Origin of the sequence: uncultured Chryseobacterium sp. (assembly GCF_913776365.1) — a bacterium.
Classification (GTDB): Bacteria; Bacteroidota; Bacteroidia; order Flavobacteriales; family Weeksellaceae; genus Chryseobacterium.
On sequence record NZ_CAJYMO010000328.1, the window covers coordinates 13,676 to 32,633 of the forward strand.

Sequence of the window (18,958 nt, forward strand, 5' to 3'; positions counted from 1 at the left end):
TCAATAAGACAGTTAAGCGATAAATCACTTATTCAAAATAAATAATTCAAGCGTTTTGGCAAGGATGAAATCAGAATCATCGTCTGACTTTTTGTCGTTAGAAGTATCAGGATCAAAACTTATATAAATCAAATTATTTATATGCAATAATTTAAAATCTTCAATATTATAAAAATTATATATATGAGTATGGTAAAATTTGAATTCTATAATGCCGCTAAACAATAAGTTTATTTTTGAATAATCGCTATTTCCGGAAAAACCACTGATGGTCATACGTATTTCTAGTTCTCCAAACTTATTTCTATTAAGACTTATTTCGTCTATTTTTGTACTTGCCAATAAATTTTCCTTGGCGAAAACTTCGGCGGCAACAGCTGTTATATTCATTTTTTCTTAAAGATGAGTATCGTCATTTGCAAAGGAATTAGCACACTTATTCCAAACCAAATTTATCTTCGTAATTAAATTTTTCAAATCGATTTGAATTTTTTATACGTATTTCTACAGAACCTTTTGGTTTTATTATTGAATCTCCAATAAAAATCTGATCCCACCAATCTTTGTAGATAATGATGCTATCCTTGTTTCCGTAGACTAAAAATGGTATATTGTGATTATTGTGGTTGATATATTTTCCGGTAATTGATGATTTGATTTCCTTTTCTCTCATTTCATCTAAAAAGCCACTTACATTTTCTGATGAAAATATACGATTATACAAAAATAGTATTCCAATAATAAACAGTATTGCTGTTAAAATCTTATTTCTGCTCATTTACAATCTTTAGTTATATCAATAATGAAGTTTGAATTTTAATAAAACGTTAAATATTAAGAATACTTTACAACTAAATTCCGCTTCCCCTTTTTGAATTTTTCCAGATAAAGCCGTCCAGCAAATAATGGGTAAGCTGAGGAACGACTAGTAAAGGAATCAAAAACTGAAACCAGTTTATAGAGACATTCAGGTTCAATGAAACATGTTCTTTCCACACCAGGATTTCCCATAAAAATTCCTCAAAAAATGCAAATCCGAGAATGACAAAAATAAAGAGGAGTATTCCGAAAGAAGATTTAAATAAAGAAAGCCCTTTCAGTTGGGTGGCATCTTTCTGTTTTATTTCCCTGATGTAAATTAAGGCTATATAAGGAATTCCATGTGAAACGACATTTAAGAAAGTGAAAATTAAGTCATTGTTAAAATATACAATTCCGAAATACCAGGAAACATAGGTACCTGCAATTACAGCTGTTTTAGGGATATTAACCTGTTTTGTCTTTACAATGCCGTACAAGGTTTTCGATAGCCAGAGTATTAAAATTCCGAAATACAGAAAGGTAATGGCCGGCGTATAATCCGGCACCTGGTGAAGCCATCCGAATTCGTTTTCCACAAACCAGGTAAAGGCCCGCGGCGTCTTAAACCAATACAGCATCGGGAAAATCGTGGCCGAGTAAACTGCGATTTCATCAATGTTTTTACTCCAGTGATCAGGTTCAAACCTGGCATAGATCCTCGTAAAACCATACTGTTGCCTGATAAAATGAAAAACAGCGATCAAAGCCAGAACCGACCAAAAGGTAAGGCTGCCGAACTGATATAGGATGAGCCCTAAAGCCCAGCTTAATACAGGAATTCCATAATACAAAAATTTTTTCCTGCGGATTTCTTCTTTTACGAAATAGGTTTTGAATAAAGTGGAATACACATGGGCCACATCTACAAAAACAATCAGAAAAAGCCAGGTGTAAAAAGAATACTGATTTTCCAGCTTCTGAATCTGATTTTGGAAGAAAAAAATAATTAACAAGATAAAGAAAGGCGGTGATAAAATGAACCACCCGTCTGTTTTTGCATTATGGATCCATGGCTGTCTCATAACATCTCTTTAGCTGCTCTCAGTCCCTGATAAAAAGCTTCCTCGAAAATAGAAATTCCGGAAAGATCGGAATGTGCAAAGAAAACCCGTCCGTCAAGAGAGGCCTTTGCTTTTTCAGAATTTTTAAAAATCTGATCAGGGACCGGTGCAATCATGGCATGGCCGATCTTGTGAAACTGCATATCGATTATAAAATCTTCAATCAGCGGATGTGCCTTTTTCAGGTCTTCCACAACCATTTTTCTCAGCTGATCTTCTTTTAAATGATAAAGCTTTTTCCTTGCCTGCTTACAATCGTTTGTTGAAAAGCTTCTATAGTAGGTAATTACTTTTTCACCCATGATCTGATCTATATTCTGATGCTGATCATAAATGTACCCCAGACCTTCGGATCCATAAATCACATTATCCCAGGCCATTTCCTCATCCCCGCCAAAACCGTTCTGCAGGGTAATGGTCGTTAAAAGCCACGGAACATAATTAAATTTTCCGGCCTTTTTACTGTTAAAAATTCTTTCGTTAACAAATTGCGGTGTGGCAAAAAGCACTTTTTCAGCAATAATTTTTTTAGTCTTTTTCTGAAGGTTATCAAAACTAAAAACCTCAACATGGTGATCCGTTATCTTTACATCAAAAACCAGATGATCCGGTAAGGATCTTCCTTCAGTATATTGTGAGAGATGTTTTGCCAGTCTTGCATTTCCTTCCGGCCAGGTAAAGACCTGATCTTTGTATTTTTTGCTCCAGTTATTCTTTCTTCCGGCGAAATAATGAATCCCTGCCCAGGCCGAAACATAATCTATTCCCAAACCGTAATCATCCCGGCAGGAATAATCCAGCAGCCAAAGCAATTCCCCGGAATTAAAATTTTCGTTTTCAAGCCAGTTTCTGAAGGTTTTCTTTTCCAGCTGCATAACGTCATCTTCCCGGCTGGAATCATGGACAGGAATAGCAAACCAGTATTTTCCCTGTGTATCTTTTTTATTCCGGAAATAGTCCATCATTTCAAAAAAGCGTTCCAGTTCCGCTTTTGTCACTGCTGAAATCCCGTTTTGCGGAACGATGTCATTCTGCCAGGAATTTTTAAAAAATAACCTTTCCTGTTGCGGAAAAGTCATCTGATATTCATCCAGGACAGGATCTCCGCTTTCATCATCCCCCTGATAAATTCCGCATTCCTTCAAAAATTCAATAATTTCAGTATTTTCCCGGTTGGGTAACGGCAGATAATGGGCACCCAGGGGAAACTTAGAGAATTTATTATGCCCATTGGAAGAATTTCCGCCTACATGACTTTCCATTTCTACCAGCAGATAATCATTTTCATTATTCATGCTGAAAAACCGGCACGCCGAAAGACCGGAAATGCCTCCGCCTACAATTAGATATCGGGTACTGACTTCTTCGGAAACCTCCGGAAAATCTTTTGCCCAAAGTTTATGGCCGAGCACATGGTCTGTTCCTGTAATTTTAAGCAGAAGCGACTTTCCTTTCTTACTGCAATATTGTAAAAAAGGAATCATAAGACTGCCTAGAAACAGGGTTCTAAGGAAGCCCCTTCTACTGTACTTTCCCCCACTCTTCATCAAAATACCTCACTAAAACCTGGTTATCCAATCTGTTCACCTCAACATCTCCGGTTCTCATATCTTTCGTAAAATAAGAAAGCAGTTTAAAATTATAATCATAAAATTTTAAATCAGGAATCTTCCGATAGATTCTGGTGCCAACCGGCTCAAAAGAAGCCAATGAAAATCCCCATTCTCCAAATGACGGAACATACGTATGATAGGCCGAAGTAAAAGGAAAAACCTGATGGATCGTTTTTTCTATGCACCAGAAAGATTTGGGAGCAAAATATGGTGAAGTAGTCTGCACAACAATTTTGGTATCTGAAGTTGCCAGCCTTTCAAGCTCCCTGTAAAACTGAAGAGAATATAATTTTCCCAAACTGTAATTGGAAGGATCCGGAAAATCGATAATGATAACGTCATATTTCTTCTTACTTTCCTTTACCCAGATATAAGCATCCTTATTTATTATTTTAAGCTTTGAGCTGGACAAAGAGCTTTGATTCAGCTGACGCATGGTTTCATTGTCCTTAAAAAAACCTGTCATTTCTCCATCCAGATCTACCAGCGTAATATCTTTTACGTCTTTATATTTCAATACTTCACGAACGGCAAAACCGTCGCCCCCGCCCAAAATTAAAATATGGCCGATGTTTCTCGCCATCGACATGGCAGGATGCACCAGTGCTTCATGGTAACGGTATTCGTCAACTGAAGAAAACTGAAGGTTATTGTTGAGATATAACCTGAATTCGCAGCTGTTTCTGGTAAGCACAATTCTCTGGTAAGGAGAACTTTTCGTATAGACCACATTTTCACCATATAATTTTTCCTCGGAAAATGATAAGATTTTATCCGAAAAAACAAACAGGACAATAAGCAGAATAAAAGCACCTGCTGATTGTATTTTTAAAGAAAAAGGCTTCGAGAGTTCCTTTTTCAGATAAAAACATAAAAATATGGCAATTGAAATATTGATCAATCCGAAAAATAGAGGAGTCTTCACAATTCCCAGATTTGGAATCAGTACCAGCGGAAACAAAATGGAAGCTAATAATGCCCCGATGTAATCGAAAGCAAAAACATTGGACACCAAATCTTTAAACTGAACCCGGTCTTTTAAAATGTTCATCAGCAGTGGAATTTCCACACCGACAAGACATCCTGTAAAAAAGACGAAAAGGTATAGAACAGCTTCAAAATGGGCCATGGTATTGAACAGGATGAACAGGACCACCGAACTGATTCCGCCGATAATACCGACCAGGATTTCAATTTCAATAAATTTGTCGATCAGGTTGCCTTTGATGAATTTGGCAAAGTAGGATCCTACCCCCATCGAAAAAAGATAAACGCCGATAATAAAGGAAAACTGTTTTACCGAATCTCCGAGAAGATAACTTGCCAAAGCCCCTGCTACCAGCTCATAAATAAGCCCGCATGTAGCAATGACAAATACCGAGAACATCAGCAACAGTTCAAGGGGGATCTTTTTCTTATTCATGAATGGCCGCACTTATGATAATCGAGATTCCGATGATAAAAGCCCCAAAAATAATCGCCAGTGCGGTATTCTTATTCTGTGCAATCTCGTGCCAGGTTTTTTCCGGCGTAAGCTTCTCGATGATCACGTAACACACCAGCAAAATGGCAATTCCTAAAAAAGAATAGATGACTGAATTGATGATGGGAATAAAGCTGATCTGATCCATAGTTTGTATTTTATTTGTGATAATATCTGTAATATCCCACTCCTGAAGAATGATGGCTCCTGGTGGTCCCGTCCTGGTAAGTTTCTGTTTTTTCACAGTCGCAGAAGCGGCTTCCTCCGAAGGTAAGATAGGTAAACCAACCTGTAAAAAGAAGCCCGATAAGACAGACGAGCCAGTTTTCTTTTATATAATTTATGGCTTTTTCCATATTTATGAATAGGTGTAAGGCGAATTTGAGCTGTTGTACCATTTTGATCTTTCAAACATTCTTCTTCCAAAAAAGCAGGCAGCTATAAAGCAGGCCATAAACAGAAGCACAAAGATCAGGTTTCGCAGGGAAACCGGGAGCCACTCGGCACTTACTTTTACGGATGTATTTTCATAGGATGCATCGGCTGTACTTCCAGGCGGGGTATTTGCCGTAAGCAAGGAATCGATATCTCTCTTTCCCAATGTAGTACGTACCAGCCGACCTAAACCGCTCAGGGAATCCTTCCTGATCATTTCAGCGTCTCCGAAGGCGGTAGTCAGCTGCGTTTGGTTATCGGTGACGCTGATGGTTCCGTATTGATCTCTCGACAAGGACAGGTTACCGTCCGGAGAGAGGTAGGTTGATGTTGTTGTACTCGGTACAGCTTCCTGCCTTTCTGCGGAAATAAGAAAGTGGTATTTTCCCGAAGGTACACCGCAGAAGCTGAAAGACTCATTTTGACCTCCTTCACTCCAGCTTTCACCGTCTTCATAACCATGGTATTCTTCAATATCTTTTGAAGCAAAAACAGTTTCGCTTGTGGTTTCATTAACCAGGCCTATTCCAACATTTGCCCAGGAATTATTGACATTGGAAGACAATTCGACTTTGAGCGGAGCCCAACCGCCGGACAGCTCAAAGCTTTTGCTTACCATTTCTTTATTCCGGACATCGGCAAAATGTATTTCCTGCTCAAAAACCGACCGGTTGGTCCTGGATATCAGGACATACAGCTGGATCAGGCAAATCACCAGTGCCGCAGCACCCATAATATTCACGGTCTGCCTGAAGTTCAGGTAAAACGGCTGTACAATGCCAATGCCCGAATAATTGGGAAGGCTCTGAATTCCGAATGCATTTTTTACCCGGTACTTTGAAATATGCGTTCCTGAGAAATACTGAGTAAAGCCTGAGGATTTTTCTTCAGATACCATACGGCTTCCATTTACATATTCCCGGTAAGTAGAAAGTCCGAAATCCAGCCTGTCTTCAAAAAATCCTGCGGCAGCATCGATATGACATTCGGTGGTTTCATATCGTCTGAAACTCCTCATGCCGAATTCCAGAATAGTGCTGTTCCGGGATCTCCGCTTGATATCCATCTCATTGATGGCATGCAACAGAACCCAATGGCCGTCACTTTCACTCAGAAAGGCATCTTCTCCTTTCTTATCTTTTAAATAATATTCTCTCCAAAAAATACGGTTCCCGTATTTCCGGATAACGATTCCGGTGACCGTATATTCCACATCATCAATAACTCCCTGCTGTCCTACTTTCAGCACTACATTCCCGGTTGGTTTCTTAACCACTTTTGTGGAAGTATTCTTTTGAATATCGATAAGATGGGAACAGGAACTGCAAATGTACTCTGTAATATTAAAATCGCCATTAATCTCATTTCCGCTTTTGCATAACGGGCAAACATAATGCATGTTATCTGTAAATTTTGTGTTTCTGAATGGTTTTAGCTTTAAAATAGTGTATGAATTCGTCTGCAATCCTTTCAACTTTCATGGTGTTATCCTGTAGATAATTGCAGAGAAAAACGTCAAAGGTCAACTGCCCGAATTCCGGCCATGTATGAATGCAGAGATGGGATTCCTTGAGACAGACTGCCGCAGTAAAACTTCCATTATCAAAAATGTGATTAACCGTACCAACGATTTCCACCTCTTTATCTGCCAGCATACGGCCGGTAAATTCCAAAAAGGCTCTGCTGTCCATCAACAATTCTTCCGACTTTGTTTCCAGTGTCAGAAGAATATGTAAACCTTTACCGGTTGATGATTCCAATCTTTTATACTTTCCGCAAATATATTACTTTTTCGGCAGGAAAACCTCAGCCAGCATACAACGGGCGCTGCCGCCGCCGTTCACTTCTATGGTATTTAAATCGGAATAGATAATTTCGCAGTAATTTTCAATGGCAGATACCTGATCCCTGTTGAGCGACCTGTAGGCCGTTTCACTCATAATGAGGAATTTTTCGCCGTCTGTGTTCTGCACCTGCAGCATATTTCCGGCAAACTGGTGCATCTGCTCTTCTGAAATTTCAATGATTTCTTTTCCGGAATTTTTAATGGTTTCCGCTACCTTGTTTCTTTCCGGTTCATGGTCTATACAATCCAGGCAGATCACAACAAACCGGTCGGCTACGCACATCATGACATTGGTATGGTAAATCGGCAGTCTCTCTCCGCCTACGGTTTGAAAAGAATGGAAGACCACCGGCGTAAAACCGTATTTGTTACAGAACTCCCTGAATAAATTTTCGTCCAGCCTCAGGGAAACGGATCCGTAAGCCAGCCTGTTATCATGATCGAAGATCATGCTTCCCGTACCTTCCAGGAAATGGCCCTGGGTTTCCGGAAAAGACCAGTCGTCTATTTCAGTAACATCGAATCCCTGTCCTTTAATGGTTTCGATAATATCATCCCTCCTTTCCACTCTCCTGTTGGAGGCAAACATTGGGTACAATACCACTTTGCCGTCCCTGTGAAAGCTTACCCAGTTGTTCGGGAAAATAGAATCCGGGGTATGTGGATCCAGGGTATCTTTTATGGTAATGACACGGATGCCTTTGCTTCTCAGTTTTTCAACAAACATCTTGAATTCCGAAAGGGCTTTGAACTGAATGTCGAAGCCTTTCTGCTCGGTCTGGAAATAATTGTTCTTTGCGGTTTCTTCATTAAATCCGAAGGCAATCGGCTCTATCATGAGTACGGTATCTGTTGTCTGCATAGTTTGGGTAGGAGGGTTAATGGGTTTGAGTGTTGAAGAGTTTGAGGGTTTTGGGTCTTAGGGTTTTAGAGTTTGAGGGTAAATTTACTTTTATGAGTTTTTTATATACAGTGAGGAGTGGTAAAAATTAATGGTCTGCCGCATTATATTTTGCTGAAATCAGGAAAAAACCATCAATCAAATTCTCAATTAACTCCAATCCTCTCATCTTACAACTCTCCAACACTTCTACTCTCTATTATTTATTGAAAATATAATTTTTTGTTTCTATTAATGAAATGTGCACCAGCTTTTTGATTGAATCATCATATTGACCAGCATTCCGATTATTTGATTATATTGATTATTCAATATGCTGAATTGTTCTTCGTTGATGTATTTACAGGCTAGTGCGAATTGCAGCCATGTCTGCGTTTCTCTTGCTTCACCTTCTGAATCTGTAAGCCTGGCGATAAAAGATCTTTCATATTTTCTTTTGCCCCAAGCCTCACTGATATTGGCCGATACTGATCTGGAAGATCTTCTTATCTGGTCTGTAAGAGAGTAGATTTCTTCTTTGGGAAATTTTTTTGAAAGCTTGTAGATTTCCATGGCAGCGTCAAAAGACTTCTGATAGACTTTGAGATCCTGATGAAATTTAATTGTCGACATCTTTGTATTTTTTATCTAAAATAAAAAAAATATCAATAACTCCTATTCACTTAATACTCTAATTCCAAAAAACTTTTACTCCACCTCTATCACCCTCAAACTCACTCACTCACTCACTCACTCACTCACTCACTCACTCACTCACTCACTCACTCACTCACTCACTCACTCTTCCAGTTGCTTATTCCCTCACCAACGGCATGGTGGAGCACCTCAGCAGCCCTCCCATTTTAGAGATTTCACGGTAAGGAATTTCTTCCACCGTCATTCCCCATTCGTTTCTGAGATGATTGTTCATGCGGGTGAAAGCTTTGTCAGAAACTACAATTTCCGGGGAAATCGAGAAAATATTAGGGCACATCTCAAACATTTCCTCATCGGTGACATGGAAACAGTTTTCTTCCCCGAAGATATCGATGATGAGGCGGTAATCGCTTTCATCCACAAACCCGTTTTTATAGATGATGCATTTCTCTTCGCCTACCGGATTGAAAGTGCAGTCCAGGTGAAGGATTCCTTCGTAGGGAATTTTGTCATTTTTCTTTAATTCCAGATCGATGATCCTTTTTTTCGGGAAATATTCTTTCAGGATTTCAATTGCGTATTCGTTGGTCCTGGCAGTTTTGTAGCTCCGGTAGTCTTCGCTGAAACAGGTTCCGATGAAAAGGAAATCGTTCCATACGATCACGTCTCCGCCTTCAATATGGGCTGTCTCCGGCAGATTGATGATCTTGCGCCATTCTACCTGCTTGAAAATGTTCCTGTAGGCATCCTGTTCATCGGCACGGTCTGAGATCACATTGGAAATAATCATTTTATCATCAATCACAAATGCCACATCCCGTGCAAACACCTGGTTGTAGTTTTCAATAATACTGGGCCTGAATACCTCAACCCCATGTTTTTTCAAAACGTTTTCAAAGGCATCCATTTCACTGATGATGTCCTCTTCCTTGGGATAGATGTTATTCTCAATGGAATGGTAAGATTTGGCATCATAGCTTTCGGCCAGCACCGGTACGCCGCCAAGAGAATTCGGCTGCCCCAAAACAACTGATTTCAGCCTTCCCGTTTCGTTTTTGATATTTAGTTTCATAAAGGTTTATGCAATGCTGCAAATATAAGTAAAGGCGTGTATCTGCAAAACTTTTAAACGTATTTTAGGGACTTATTCCATCCCTATTCTGCAAATTGATTATGCCGTAGTTTTTTCGCCGCGAATGTTTGAAAATCATTGGATTTTATTACTGTCAAAGAGTTTTTTACAGATAATTTTATCTGATGAAAAATCCATCCGAATTTTTGCTTCAAATTCTGTTTCAGATATTATATTTTTCATATATTAGTGATATAATTTCAATGGAAATTACAGGCTAAATTATTAACAATCAAATCACAAAATCATGAACAGAAAACATCCGGTGCTTGCAAATGCACACAAAATGAGCAGAGAACACCAGAAATCCATTGCCGGCGGCATCAATCCTGCAGGCCGCAGATGCTGCGAATGGGACGAGTCTGGGAAGTGCTATATCTGGACCTGCGACCGTTGCCAGTGCCCTTAATAGAATGATAATGGGATTTTTCCGGTTTCCGGACAGCCTTTTCATCTGACCACTCTACTTGATGAGCCGCTGTTTCCTATGGCAACCGGCACAAAGTAAAAAAAGTCATTCCATAAAAAAATCCTGAAGCAAGCTTCAGGATTTTTTTTGTTATCATACGGAATATTATCTGTTTACCATATCGATATAGTCTCTTTTCTGAGCTCCCTGGTATACCTGTCTCGGTCTTCCGATCGGGTCTCCTTTGATTCTCATTTCTTTCCACTGGGAAATCCATCCCGGAAGTCTTCCCAAGGCGAACATTACCGTGAACATTTCGGTAGGAATGCCTAATGCCCTGTAAATGATTCCTGAATAGAAGTCTACGTTCGGATACAGCTTTCTTTCTACGAAATATTCATCTTCCAGCGCTACTTTCTCCAGCTGCATGGCAATATCCAATGCTTTATCCTGGATTCCTAAGGCATTAAGGATATCGTCGGCTGCTTTCTTGATGATTTTAGCTCTCGGGTCGAAGTTTTTGTACACCCTATGTCCGAAGCCCATCAGACGGAAGCTGTCGTTTTTATCTTTCGCTTTTGCTACCCACTTGTTAACATCACCGCCGTCTTTTTCAATCAGCTCAAGCATTTCGATAACAGCCTGGTTGGCCCCGCCGTGAAGTGGTCCCCATAGAGCGGAAACCCCTGCCGAAACGGAAGCAAACAATCCGGTGTGTGCAGATCCTACCATTCTCACGGTAGAAGTGGAACAGTTTTGCTCGTGATCAGCATGAAGGATCAGTAATTTATCCAGTGCCTGAACCACTACAGGATCGATTTCGAATTCCTGATTCGGCATTCTGAAAGCCATCTTGTAGAAGTTTTCCACATAATTCAGGCTGTTGTCGCCATGGTTAATCGGCAGTCCCAGGGTTTTTCTGTACGTCCATGCGCAGAGATGAGAGAACTTGGCAATCATAAGCTCTGCAGCAAGGTCCATCTCTTCTTTAGAATTTACGTTTACCGCTTTAGGATTGAATGCCGTAAGTGCAGATGTTAAAGAAGACAAAACGCCCATTGGGTGTGCAGAACGAGGAAAAGCATCAATGAGCTTTTTCATCTCTTCTGCCACGAAGTTATATTTTTTGATATTGGATTCAAAAGAGCTGTATTGATCCAGTGTAGGAAGGTCACCATGAAGCAGAAGGTACATTACTTCGGTGAAGTTGGATTTATCAGCAATCTGTTCGATCGGATATCCTCTGTAGAAAAGTTCACCTTTGTCACCGTCCAGGTAAGTAATGTCGCTTAAGGTAGCGCCGGTGTTTTTGTATCCCAGATCCAAGGTGATGAGACCGGTCTGGTCTCTTAATTTTGAAATATCGATTCCTCTGTCTCCGATCGTACTGTCTACGATTGGATATTCATACGAATTACCGTCGTAATTCAATATTACTTTGTTGTCTGACATTATTTTAATTTATTTTTTCTAAATATACTACTTCTTACAAAATACGGCAAACAAAAAATTTCGCTTGCCGTAATTTATAAATTCGATGAATTATCTTTTGATCTTAAAGGCATCCAATCCCGGGAAGACAGCCGTTTCACCCAAAGCTTCCTCAATTCTGAGCAACTGGTTGTATTTTGCCATCCTGTCTGATCTGGAAGCAGATCCCGTTTTGATCTGGCCGCAGTTCATAGCCACTGCCAGGTCTGCAATAGTGGAATCTTCGGTTTCTCCTGATCTGTGGGACATTACGGAAGTGAATTTATTATGCTGGGCCATCTGAACGGCAGCCATGGTTTCGGAAAGGGAACCGATCTGGTTTACTTTAACCAGGATGGAATTGGCAATTCCTTCGTTTACCCCTCTGGAAAGCCGTTCTACATTCGTTACGAACAGATCGTCACCTACCAGCTGTACCTTATCACCGATTTTATCGGTCAGCATTTTCCAGCCTTCCCAATCATTTTCCTGCATTCCGTCTTCAATGGAGATGATCGGGTATTTTGCAGCCAGTTCCGCTAAATAGGAAACCTGCTCGCTGCTGGAGAACTGCGCGGCGTCCGGTGTCTGGAATTTTCTGTAATCGTAAACTCCGTCTTTATAAAATTCAGAGGCAGCACAGTCCAGTGCGATCATCACATCGTCACCCGGCCTGTACCCTGCCTTTTCAATCGCCTGAAGCAGTGTATCAAGGGCATCCTCAGTTCCTGAGAATGTAGGGGCAAAACCACCTTCGTCCCCTACGGCTGTAGAAAGACCTCTTGAATGGAGAATAGATTTCAGGTTATGGAAAATTTCAGTCCCTTTTCTCAGTGCATGAGAGAAAGAGTCTGCTTTTACCGGCATTACCATAAATTCCTGGAATGCGATCGGCGCGTCAGAATGCGACCCTCCGTTGATTACGTTCATCATCGGAACAGGAAGGGTGTTGGCATTCACACCGCCTACATATTTGTACAACGGCATTTTCAATTCTGCAGCGGCGGCTTTGGCAGCTGCCAGGGAAACGCCTAAAATAGCATTGGCACCGAGGTTTCCTTTATTCTTAGTCCCGTCCAGATCAATCATGATCTGATCAATAAAATTCTGGTCGTAAACCGGAAGCCCAACCAGCTCGGGAGCAATTACCTCTCTTACATTTTCTACGGCTTTGGAAACCCCTTTCCCCATCCATTCAGAACCGCCGTCACGCAGTTCCACTGCTTCATGCTCCCCTGTAGATGCTCCGGAAGGTACTGCTGCACGCCCCATGGCGCCGCTTTCCGTGAATACATCCACCTCAATCGTAGGATTCCCTCTTGAATCTAAAATCTGTCTCGCTTCTATGTAAGAAATGTAACTCATTGTTTCTTTTTTTTATAGTTCAGACAAATGTACTGATTTTTTAAAAATCCGCAGGGATCAGGGTGTATTTTGTAAGAAGATTGTGAGTTAAATTTTAGTTAATTTTGAAAATTAAAATGATAATAATATTTCAATGTGTACTTTATAGGGGCTATATCAGATTATCGATTTGTTATAATGAAATCGCTTTTTCATAGGGATCGACAAAATTTTATTCCGGAAGTGTGTACCTGAATCTGAGCTGTGAGACGAATGCTGATGAGTTTTTATTATAATTCTTTACAAGACCTGCATTTAGGTCAACCCAAAAACCCTTGTTTACATTTACTTCTGCTCCAACATTTAAAAGAAGATCTGTTTTGTCTCCGAGAAACTGATCATATTTCAGCTGTTCTTCAAAAAAGAATTTAATTCTATTCGTACCGAAATAATTCCTGTTTGAAATGCTGATTAAGTGATAATCCTGATCCTTCAGCTTGTTAAGCTGATAATTTACCCCTAGTAGAACCTGAGCGAATCTCCTGATCGGAAATGCATAGGTACTCCATACAGAGAAATTACGAAAAGAAATATTTGACGCTAAAGAATCTGGTGACTGCCCTACGAATGCTGTTGCAAGATCCAACTTTTCTGCATTCCAGTGATTATTTTTATATTCTTCTTTTAATTTTTTTATTTTATCTTCAAACTCTTCATCTGTTTCGTTGAAATTATACTGAACAAATTTTTCCATTTTCAAACTATCTTCACGGGTTAGATCATAGATCTTAAGGTTATTTATTTCCAGGAATTTTATTACCAGATCAGCTCGCTGTTTTGATTTTGCAACTGCAACTTGCTGCAGAAACTTTTCCAATCCTTTTTTATCAGTTCGTAAATCCCCTTTGTTGATTACTGTAATTCTATATCCTAAAGAAATATTTCTGGTCTGTAAAGAGTCTTTGAAGGTTCCCAGAGAAAAACGGGATGTTTTCCAAGCATTATTGTTTCTAAATTCGCTTAAAGTCATCTTTTCCGTATTCATGAGCAATACCGGACTTATTTCAATTCCGAAAGATGTCGGGATGATTAAATTCTTACCATTGAAAAATTCAGAAGATACGAATGAGAAATCCTGAGTTAATGACGGTCTTAAAATATGACTTGGTTCTGTTCCCAAAGCTTTGAATGCAGGATTATCCGGAAGCGCAAAATTTAGTTTATAATTTTTAACAAGACTATCAGAAGGAATCTGTGCAAAAGCCAACAAAGGAAGCATGATGGATATGATGATAATTGTTTTCATTTTAAACCAGTTTTACTAATGTCATGAATTTTTTATGCTGCTTTCCAATTTTATCGGCAATTATTGCTTCGTCTATCATATTTCCGTTTTGGAATACCTGCAACCGAATGGTAAATCCCCTTTCTTCAGCAGGATCATTTTCAACAGGGACAACCGTTGTATTCAGCATGATTACCCTGTTTATATTCATATCTGCAGAATTGGGAAGAACCCGCCAGTCATCATGATCATATACATTGGTTCCTGAGTACCTGAAAATAACGTTATTGCTGTTTTTTTCAAATACATCTAAATAATATCCCGCTCCTACCAGGCCTGTAACTTTTACATTTACACTTACGCTTCCATGTGCCGGATTGATGTTAATTTCTTTCTTCATGATTTTAAAGTTTAAGATTATACATTTGTTTTTTGAGTAATAAAGACACCGGCTAATAAGCCGATAGCTTCCGACGAAATTGTTATAAAAATTGTTACAACTGATTGTCATTATCAGCCTTACCGAGTATGGCCAAGGCAACTAACCGATTATGATTTTGCTCATTGCTAAAGCAAGCCATCATTACGATCACTCTATCAATCCGATAATCAGTATCCTTGTCATTTTTCAAGGTAATATTCAGACCTTCAATATTGTCGTTAGTGATTGTTTTCATGGTTATTGAATTTTAAAATCCTTGTGTCAAAGTTCCCGTAAAATCAAACTTCTGTCAACTACACAAACGGGTGATTTACAACAAAAAAACAGCACCATAAAAATGATGCTGCTTCTAAGTATCTCTAAATTTTTCTACAGTTCTATTCTGAAAAACAAGTGTGTTCCGTTTTCGGTGGTGACTTCACAATGGCCGTTCTGCTCCTGCATCCGGCGCTTCATGTTGCGTAAGCCGTTGCCTTCCGGTTTTTCGGGATCTATACCGACTCCGTTATCCGAAATTTTCATCATGAATTCTTTTTTCTGCTGAATAAACGAAAGGATCAGCCTATCAGACCGGCTGTGCTTGTAAGCATTATTGAGTGCTTCCTTCAGGCACAGAAAAAGGTTGCGCCGCTGTTCTGTAGTGATGGTTGTTTCCTTAATTACATTTTCGTTTTCAATATGAAGAACTATTCTTGTTTTTTTGAGGAAATTCTGTGCATAGGATTTCGCGTAGTCGATAAAACTTCCCAATGTATCATTTCCTGAATTCAGGCTCCAGAGCATTTCGCGCATGGAAACGTTCATTTCCTCTGATGTTTTCAGCAATTCTTCTATATCGGTTTTCAGGCTTTCATCGTGGGCTTTCTGCATTAAGAATTCAGCCTGTAGTTTCAGTGCGGAGATTCCGGCCCCGAGATCATCATGCATGTCGTGGGAAATTCTTTCGCGCTCCTTTTCAATGATCTTCTGCTTTTCCAGTTCTTTCTGGAGAAGCTGATTGCGGTATTCGGATTCCTTAAGCTGTTTTTCTTTTAGATAAAGAATTTGTTTGCGGTTGTACATCAATACAACAACGATGATAAAAAAAACGAAAAAAGCAACAATGATAATTGCCACTATATAGGTATTCTTAACAATCTCCGGCAATTCTTCTTTTAGAAATATGCTCATATTTATGTAAAGAAATAAAAATCAAAGTATAAAATATAATATTGACTCCAGTAAAGTTAGCTTTGATAAAATCTGAGAATTCCTGATCCGTATGATAAAAATAATACATCGGCAAACACCGGAAAATACCGAATGTTCCCCATAACAGCAATCCTGAACTGATCCAGAAACAAGGGTTATCAAGAATACTTTCTTCGTCAGCTGAATTCAATTTGCAGTAGAACCATATGACCGCATGCACGATCAGAAAAAGCATTACGGCTACGGCAATGTTTTCATCAAAAGCGGACCCCAGAAATTCTGTAAATATTCCGATGTACAGCAATGAAACGGCAAGGAATAATCCGGACAGGGTTTTGAATACAGCAGGCAGCTGATCAGCATAATACAGATAAAAAAAGCTTAAAACAAAAATCAGGTATAAATTATATGGTAACCCGATTATAATGTTTTCATTTATCTTATCCATAATAAAAGAGAACCCCTCTATCAGAAAAGTTACAAAAAGATATACAAAAAGGAAATTTTGGGAAGAAAAACCGTACTTTCTTCCCAAAATAAAGGACTGGCAAAGCACCAGTAAAAGTTCCAGATTGTATAAATAATGGACTATCAACCTTATGGTTTTAAATTACCTAAATCGTAATATCCTTCATAAACTGCCTGTTTTCCTGTGTCCGTGGTATCATAGTGATGTACTCTGTCACTGTCCTTTACTAAAACCTGCAGCGCCATCCTTATTTTGCCATTCTCCTTTACACATACAACTTCAAAATTAAGATCGTGTTCAAATCCGTTGAAGGCTTTGATTTTAGCCATCTCATAAACCACATACCGCGTAACTTCAGCATTTGTTGCTTTAATTATTTCTTTTCCAATTCCTTTATCGAATTTCTCATAAAGTTCGGAAAATTTATCTGAGTGTATATCAAAAGCTTCCATGGTACCGTCGTCCAGTAACCAGTAAGCGGATTCTTTTTCAAAATCTTTAATATCCAGTAAGGAAAGATCGTCAAAATCCGGGAGATCTGAAAATCGTAAAACGAGAGCAAGTGTGTTTTCGCTGTTCCTGCTGTTGATAAAGAAGACATGAAGATAAGCCTTTGAGGTGTTTTCGTCTACGATCCTGTTGATCTCAGATTTTTTCAGGATAAACCGGCTTTTTACAGTACCGGCATCATAATGTATTCCGAATAGTTCCGTATTGTCTGTTGCCACACTAAATGGTATCGGATCAGCGATATAATTGGTATCAAAATAAACAATACTTCCGGAACCCTTCACTTTAATATAACTTCCACACTGTCCCAATTCCCGTATCCGTTCAATAAGTTCACCTTCTAATCTTTTTTTTACCAATGGTTCAAGCACCTCTGATGATGTTTTCTTTCCCATAATTTCTTAGTTTTTAAAATGGTTAAATTTATTAATAGCCTCCACTTTATTACTGACGTGAAGTTTCCTGTAGATATTTCCGATGTGCTTCTTAACGGTATCGGTGCTGATGCATTTCCGGTCTGCTATCTCTTTGTATAAAAGCCCTTCTGATAAAAGTTCCAACACTTCTTTTTCACGTTCTGTAAGATCACCGAAATCCTGTATTTGCGGAAGCTTTCTTTCGAAATGGCCTAAAACCTTACGGGCAATGGAAAAGCTCATCGGTGCACCGCCGTTACAGACATCACGGATCGACGAAAGAATTTTATCCATGCTTTCCCCTTTTACGAGGTATCCCATTGCTCCTGCTTTCAGTGAACCAAAAACCTTCTCATCATCTTCGAAGCTGGTGCACATGATAAACTGTGTGCCGGGCATCTGCCGCTTCAGTCTTTCCATGATTTCAATCCCCGGCATATCCGGCAGCTGAATATCCATCATAATGACTTCCGGAATAAGATCCGGGAGCACGGCAAGTGCATCATTTCCACTGAAGAACTGAGCAACGACATTCATGTCATCCTGATAGTCAATGACTTTCTTCAACGCATTGCTATAGTTCTTTTCGTCTTCTACGATGGCTATGGAGATGCTCATGCTGGTGGGGTTTATGGCAAATGTAAACAAGATCTGAAAGACAGTCAATTACCCTTTCGGGTAATTTTCAAAGTTTTGAGTCCGGTCCATTGTTTTAGCTTCTGTTTTTATTAAATTTAATAAAATTTTCAGTACAACTTTAAATCGGAAAAGCAAAAAATTAAAATTATGAAAAAAGTATTTCTGTTAACAGGTAGTATGGCGCTGCTCATGCTTACGGGCTGTAAGAAGAATGAAAGCGGAAACAAAAGTGTCATCCGGGAAGAAAGCTCCGAAACTTCCGTGACTGACCATAATGGCAAGATTGATTCCGTGACCACCGGCTCGTCAATGACGGATGTAAACGGGCAGAAAACGGAAAAGGTCAGTAATGTTTATAAGGCTACGGATGGTACACTGGTAAAAGTCGTCTTTGAGACCACACCGAAAGAAAGCACAGTGGCCATCACCAGCAACAAAAAAACATTTACTCTGAAAAAAACGGAAACCAATGGGGATGAGACTGTTTATAAAAAAGACGATATGACCGCGCGCGTGAAAGGCGACAGTCTGCATCTGGAACAGGGCAACAATATGATTGAACTGAAAAAAACCAAAATTTAAATAATAAGGCCTTCATCGTGATGAAGGCCTTTTGCATCCGTATACGGTTATACCTTTTTAAGCAGCGAGCCGTTGATCCATCCGTACAGCGGTTCTCCACCGGCAGGATTTCTGAGCACATAGACATAAAACCATCCGGACCGGCTTTCCACAAATTCCACACGGGTACCTACCGGGAGCTTTGCCAGGCTTTGGAATGCAGTACTGGCACCGGTCCTGATATTGGTCTGATC

General features: G+C 39.5%; 23 protein-coding genes. 2 read left to right on the forward strand and 21 right to left on the reverse strand.

Going from position 1 to position 18,958, the window contains the following annotated elements:
- Positions 1-24 precede the first annotated feature (24 nt).
- The 12 genes from QZ735_RS17890 to QZ735_RS17945 all read right to left on the reverse strand — a co-directional run bounded on the left by QZ735_RS17890 (position 25) and on the right by QZ735_RS17945 (position 9,908).
- Entirely contained in the window at positions 25-390 is a 366-nt protein-coding gene (locus QZ735_RS17890) for a hypothetical protein (RefSeq protein ID WP_294251428.1), read from the reverse strand.
- Positions 391-436: 46 nt separating this feature from the next.
- Entirely contained in the window at positions 437-778 is a 342-nt protein-coding gene (locus QZ735_RS17895; RefSeq protein ID WP_294251430.1) for a hypothetical protein, read from the reverse strand.
- Between the two features lie 73 nt (positions 779-851).
- Positions 852-1,883 carry a hypothetical protein gene (locus QZ735_RS17900; protein ID WP_294251433.1) on the reverse strand — a complete coding sequence of 344 codons (1,032 nt, stop codon included), beginning with the start codon at positions 1,881-1,883 and terminating at the stop codon, positions 852-854.
- Positions 1,880-3,406: an FAD/NAD(P)-binding protein gene (locus QZ735_RS17905; RefSeq protein ID WP_294251436.1), complete on the reverse strand. Its 1,527-nt coding sequence runs from the start codon at positions 3,404-3,406 to the stop codon at positions 1,880-1,882. Before QZ735_RS17905 ends, QZ735_RS17900 begins: the two co-directional genes overlap by 4 nt.
- Before the next feature lie 37 nt (positions 3,407-3,443).
- Positions 3,444-4,958 (reverse strand): polyamine aminopropyltransferase, encoded by a 1,515-nt coding sequence (locus QZ735_RS17910; protein ID WP_294251438.1) that lies wholly within the window; start codon positions 4,956-4,958, stop codon positions 3,444-3,446.
- Positions 4,951-5,166 carry a DUF350 domain-containing protein gene (locus tag QZ735_RS17915; protein ID WP_294251443.1) on the reverse strand — a complete coding sequence of 72 codons (216 nt, stop codon included), beginning with the start codon at positions 5,164-5,166 and terminating at the stop codon, positions 4,951-4,953. The genes QZ735_RS17910 and QZ735_RS17915 overlap by 8 nt, the downstream gene beginning before the upstream one ends.
- Before the next feature lie 10 nt (positions 5,167-5,176).
- Entirely contained in the window at positions 5,177-5,374 is a 198-nt protein-coding gene (locus QZ735_RS17920; RefSeq protein ID WP_294251445.1) for a hypothetical protein, read from the reverse strand.
- 2 nt (positions 5,375-5,376) lie between these two features.
- Positions 5,377-6,852 (reverse strand): DUF4178 domain-containing protein, encoded by a 1,476-nt coding sequence (locus QZ735_RS17925; RefSeq protein ID WP_294251448.1) that lies wholly within the window; start codon positions 6,850-6,852, stop codon positions 5,377-5,379.
- Position 6,853: 1 nt separating this feature from the next.
- Positions 6,854-7,213, reverse strand: coding sequence for an S-adenosylmethionine decarboxylase family protein (locus QZ735_RS17930; protein ID WP_294251450.1), 360 nt, complete (start codon positions 7,211-7,213; stop codon positions 6,854-6,856).
- 24 nt (positions 7,214-7,237) lie between these two features.
- Positions 7,238-8,161 (reverse strand): citrulline utilization hydrolase CtlX, encoded by a 924-nt coding sequence (gene ctlX / locus QZ735_RS17935; RefSeq protein WP_294251454.1) that lies wholly within the window; start codon positions 8,159-8,161, stop codon positions 7,238-7,240.
- Between the two features lie 270 nt (positions 8,162-8,431).
- Entirely contained in the window at positions 8,432-8,812 is a 381-nt protein-coding gene (locus tag QZ735_RS17940; protein WP_294251459.1) for a four helix bundle protein, read from the reverse strand.
- Positions 8,813-8,993: 181 nt separating this feature from the next.
- Positions 8,994-9,908: a dimethylarginine dimethylaminohydrolase family protein gene (locus QZ735_RS17945; protein ID WP_294251461.1), complete on the reverse strand. Its 915-nt coding sequence runs from the start codon at positions 9,906-9,908 to the stop codon at positions 8,994-8,996.
- Between the two features lie 307 nt (positions 9,909-10,215).
- On the opposite strand from QZ735_RS17945, the gene QZ735_RS17950 reads away from it, so the two are divergent.
- On the forward strand, positions 10,216-10,377 hold the full coding sequence (locus QZ735_RS17950; protein WP_294251464.1) for a hypothetical protein: 162 nt from the start codon (positions 10,216-10,218) through the stop codon (positions 10,375-10,377).
- A 165-nt stretch (positions 10,378-10,542) separates the two neighbouring features.
- Here the strand turns inward: QZ735_RS17950 and QZ735_RS17955 are convergent, their stop codons facing one another.
- From QZ735_RS17955 to QZ735_RS17990, 8 genes are all read right to left on the reverse strand, one after another.
- Positions 10,543-11,829 carry a citrate synthase gene (locus QZ735_RS17955; RefSeq protein WP_294251468.1) on the reverse strand — a complete coding sequence of 429 codons (1,287 nt, stop codon included), beginning with the start codon at positions 11,827-11,829 and terminating at the stop codon, positions 10,543-10,545.
- A gap of 90 nt (positions 11,830-11,919) precedes the next feature.
- The gene (gene eno, locus QZ735_RS17960) at positions 11,920-13,212 is read right to left on the reverse strand and encodes a phosphopyruvate hydratase (protein WP_294251471.1); all 1,293 of its coding nucleotides are present in this window, start codon (positions 13,210-13,212) and stop codon (positions 11,920-11,922) included.
- A 211-nt stretch (positions 13,213-13,423) separates the two neighbouring features.
- Positions 13,424-14,497, reverse strand: a complete 1,074-nt coding sequence (locus QZ735_RS17965) for a hypothetical protein (RefSeq protein ID WP_294251474.1) — start codon at positions 14,495-14,497, stop codon at positions 13,424-13,426.
- A gap of 1 nt (position 14,498) precedes the next feature.
- A complete protein-coding gene (locus QZ735_RS17970; protein ID WP_294251475.1) occupies positions 14,499-14,876 on the reverse strand; it encodes a hypothetical protein in 378 nt (125 codons plus the stop codon).
- Positions 14,877-14,970: 94 nt separating this feature from the next.
- On the reverse strand, positions 14,971-15,153 hold the full coding sequence (locus QZ735_RS17975) for a hypothetical protein (protein WP_294251478.1): 183 nt from the start codon (positions 15,151-15,153) through the stop codon (positions 14,971-14,973).
- Positions 15,154-15,287: 134 nt separating this feature from the next.
- Positions 15,288-16,088 carry a histidine kinase gene (locus QZ735_RS17980; RefSeq protein WP_294251480.1) on the reverse strand — a complete coding sequence of 267 codons (801 nt, stop codon included), beginning with the start codon at positions 16,086-16,088 and terminating at the stop codon, positions 15,288-15,290.
- Positions 16,089-16,706: 618 nt separating this feature from the next.
- A complete protein-coding gene (locus QZ735_RS17985; protein ID WP_294251483.1) occupies positions 16,707-17,483 on the reverse strand; it encodes a hypothetical protein in 777 nt (258 codons plus the stop codon).
- A 6-nt stretch (positions 17,484-17,489) separates the two neighbouring features.
- Positions 17,490-18,122, reverse strand: coding sequence for a response regulator transcription factor (locus tag QZ735_RS17990; protein WP_294251486.1), 633 nt, complete (start codon positions 18,120-18,122; stop codon positions 17,490-17,492).
- A gap of 168 nt (positions 18,123-18,290) precedes the next feature.
- On the opposite strand from QZ735_RS17990, the gene QZ735_RS17995 reads away from it, so the two are divergent.
- Positions 18,291-18,725: a hypothetical protein gene (locus QZ735_RS17995; RefSeq protein WP_294251488.1), complete on the forward strand. Its 435-nt coding sequence runs from the start codon at positions 18,291-18,293 to the stop codon at positions 18,723-18,725.
- 47 nt (positions 18,726-18,772) lie between these two features.
- On the opposite strand, the gene QZ735_RS18000 is transcribed toward QZ735_RS17995, so the two are convergent.
- Positions 18,773-18,958, reverse strand: a 186-nt coding sequence (locus tag QZ735_RS18000) for an SH3 domain-containing protein (RefSeq protein WP_294251490.1), incomplete at its 5' end; no start/stop codon positions are given.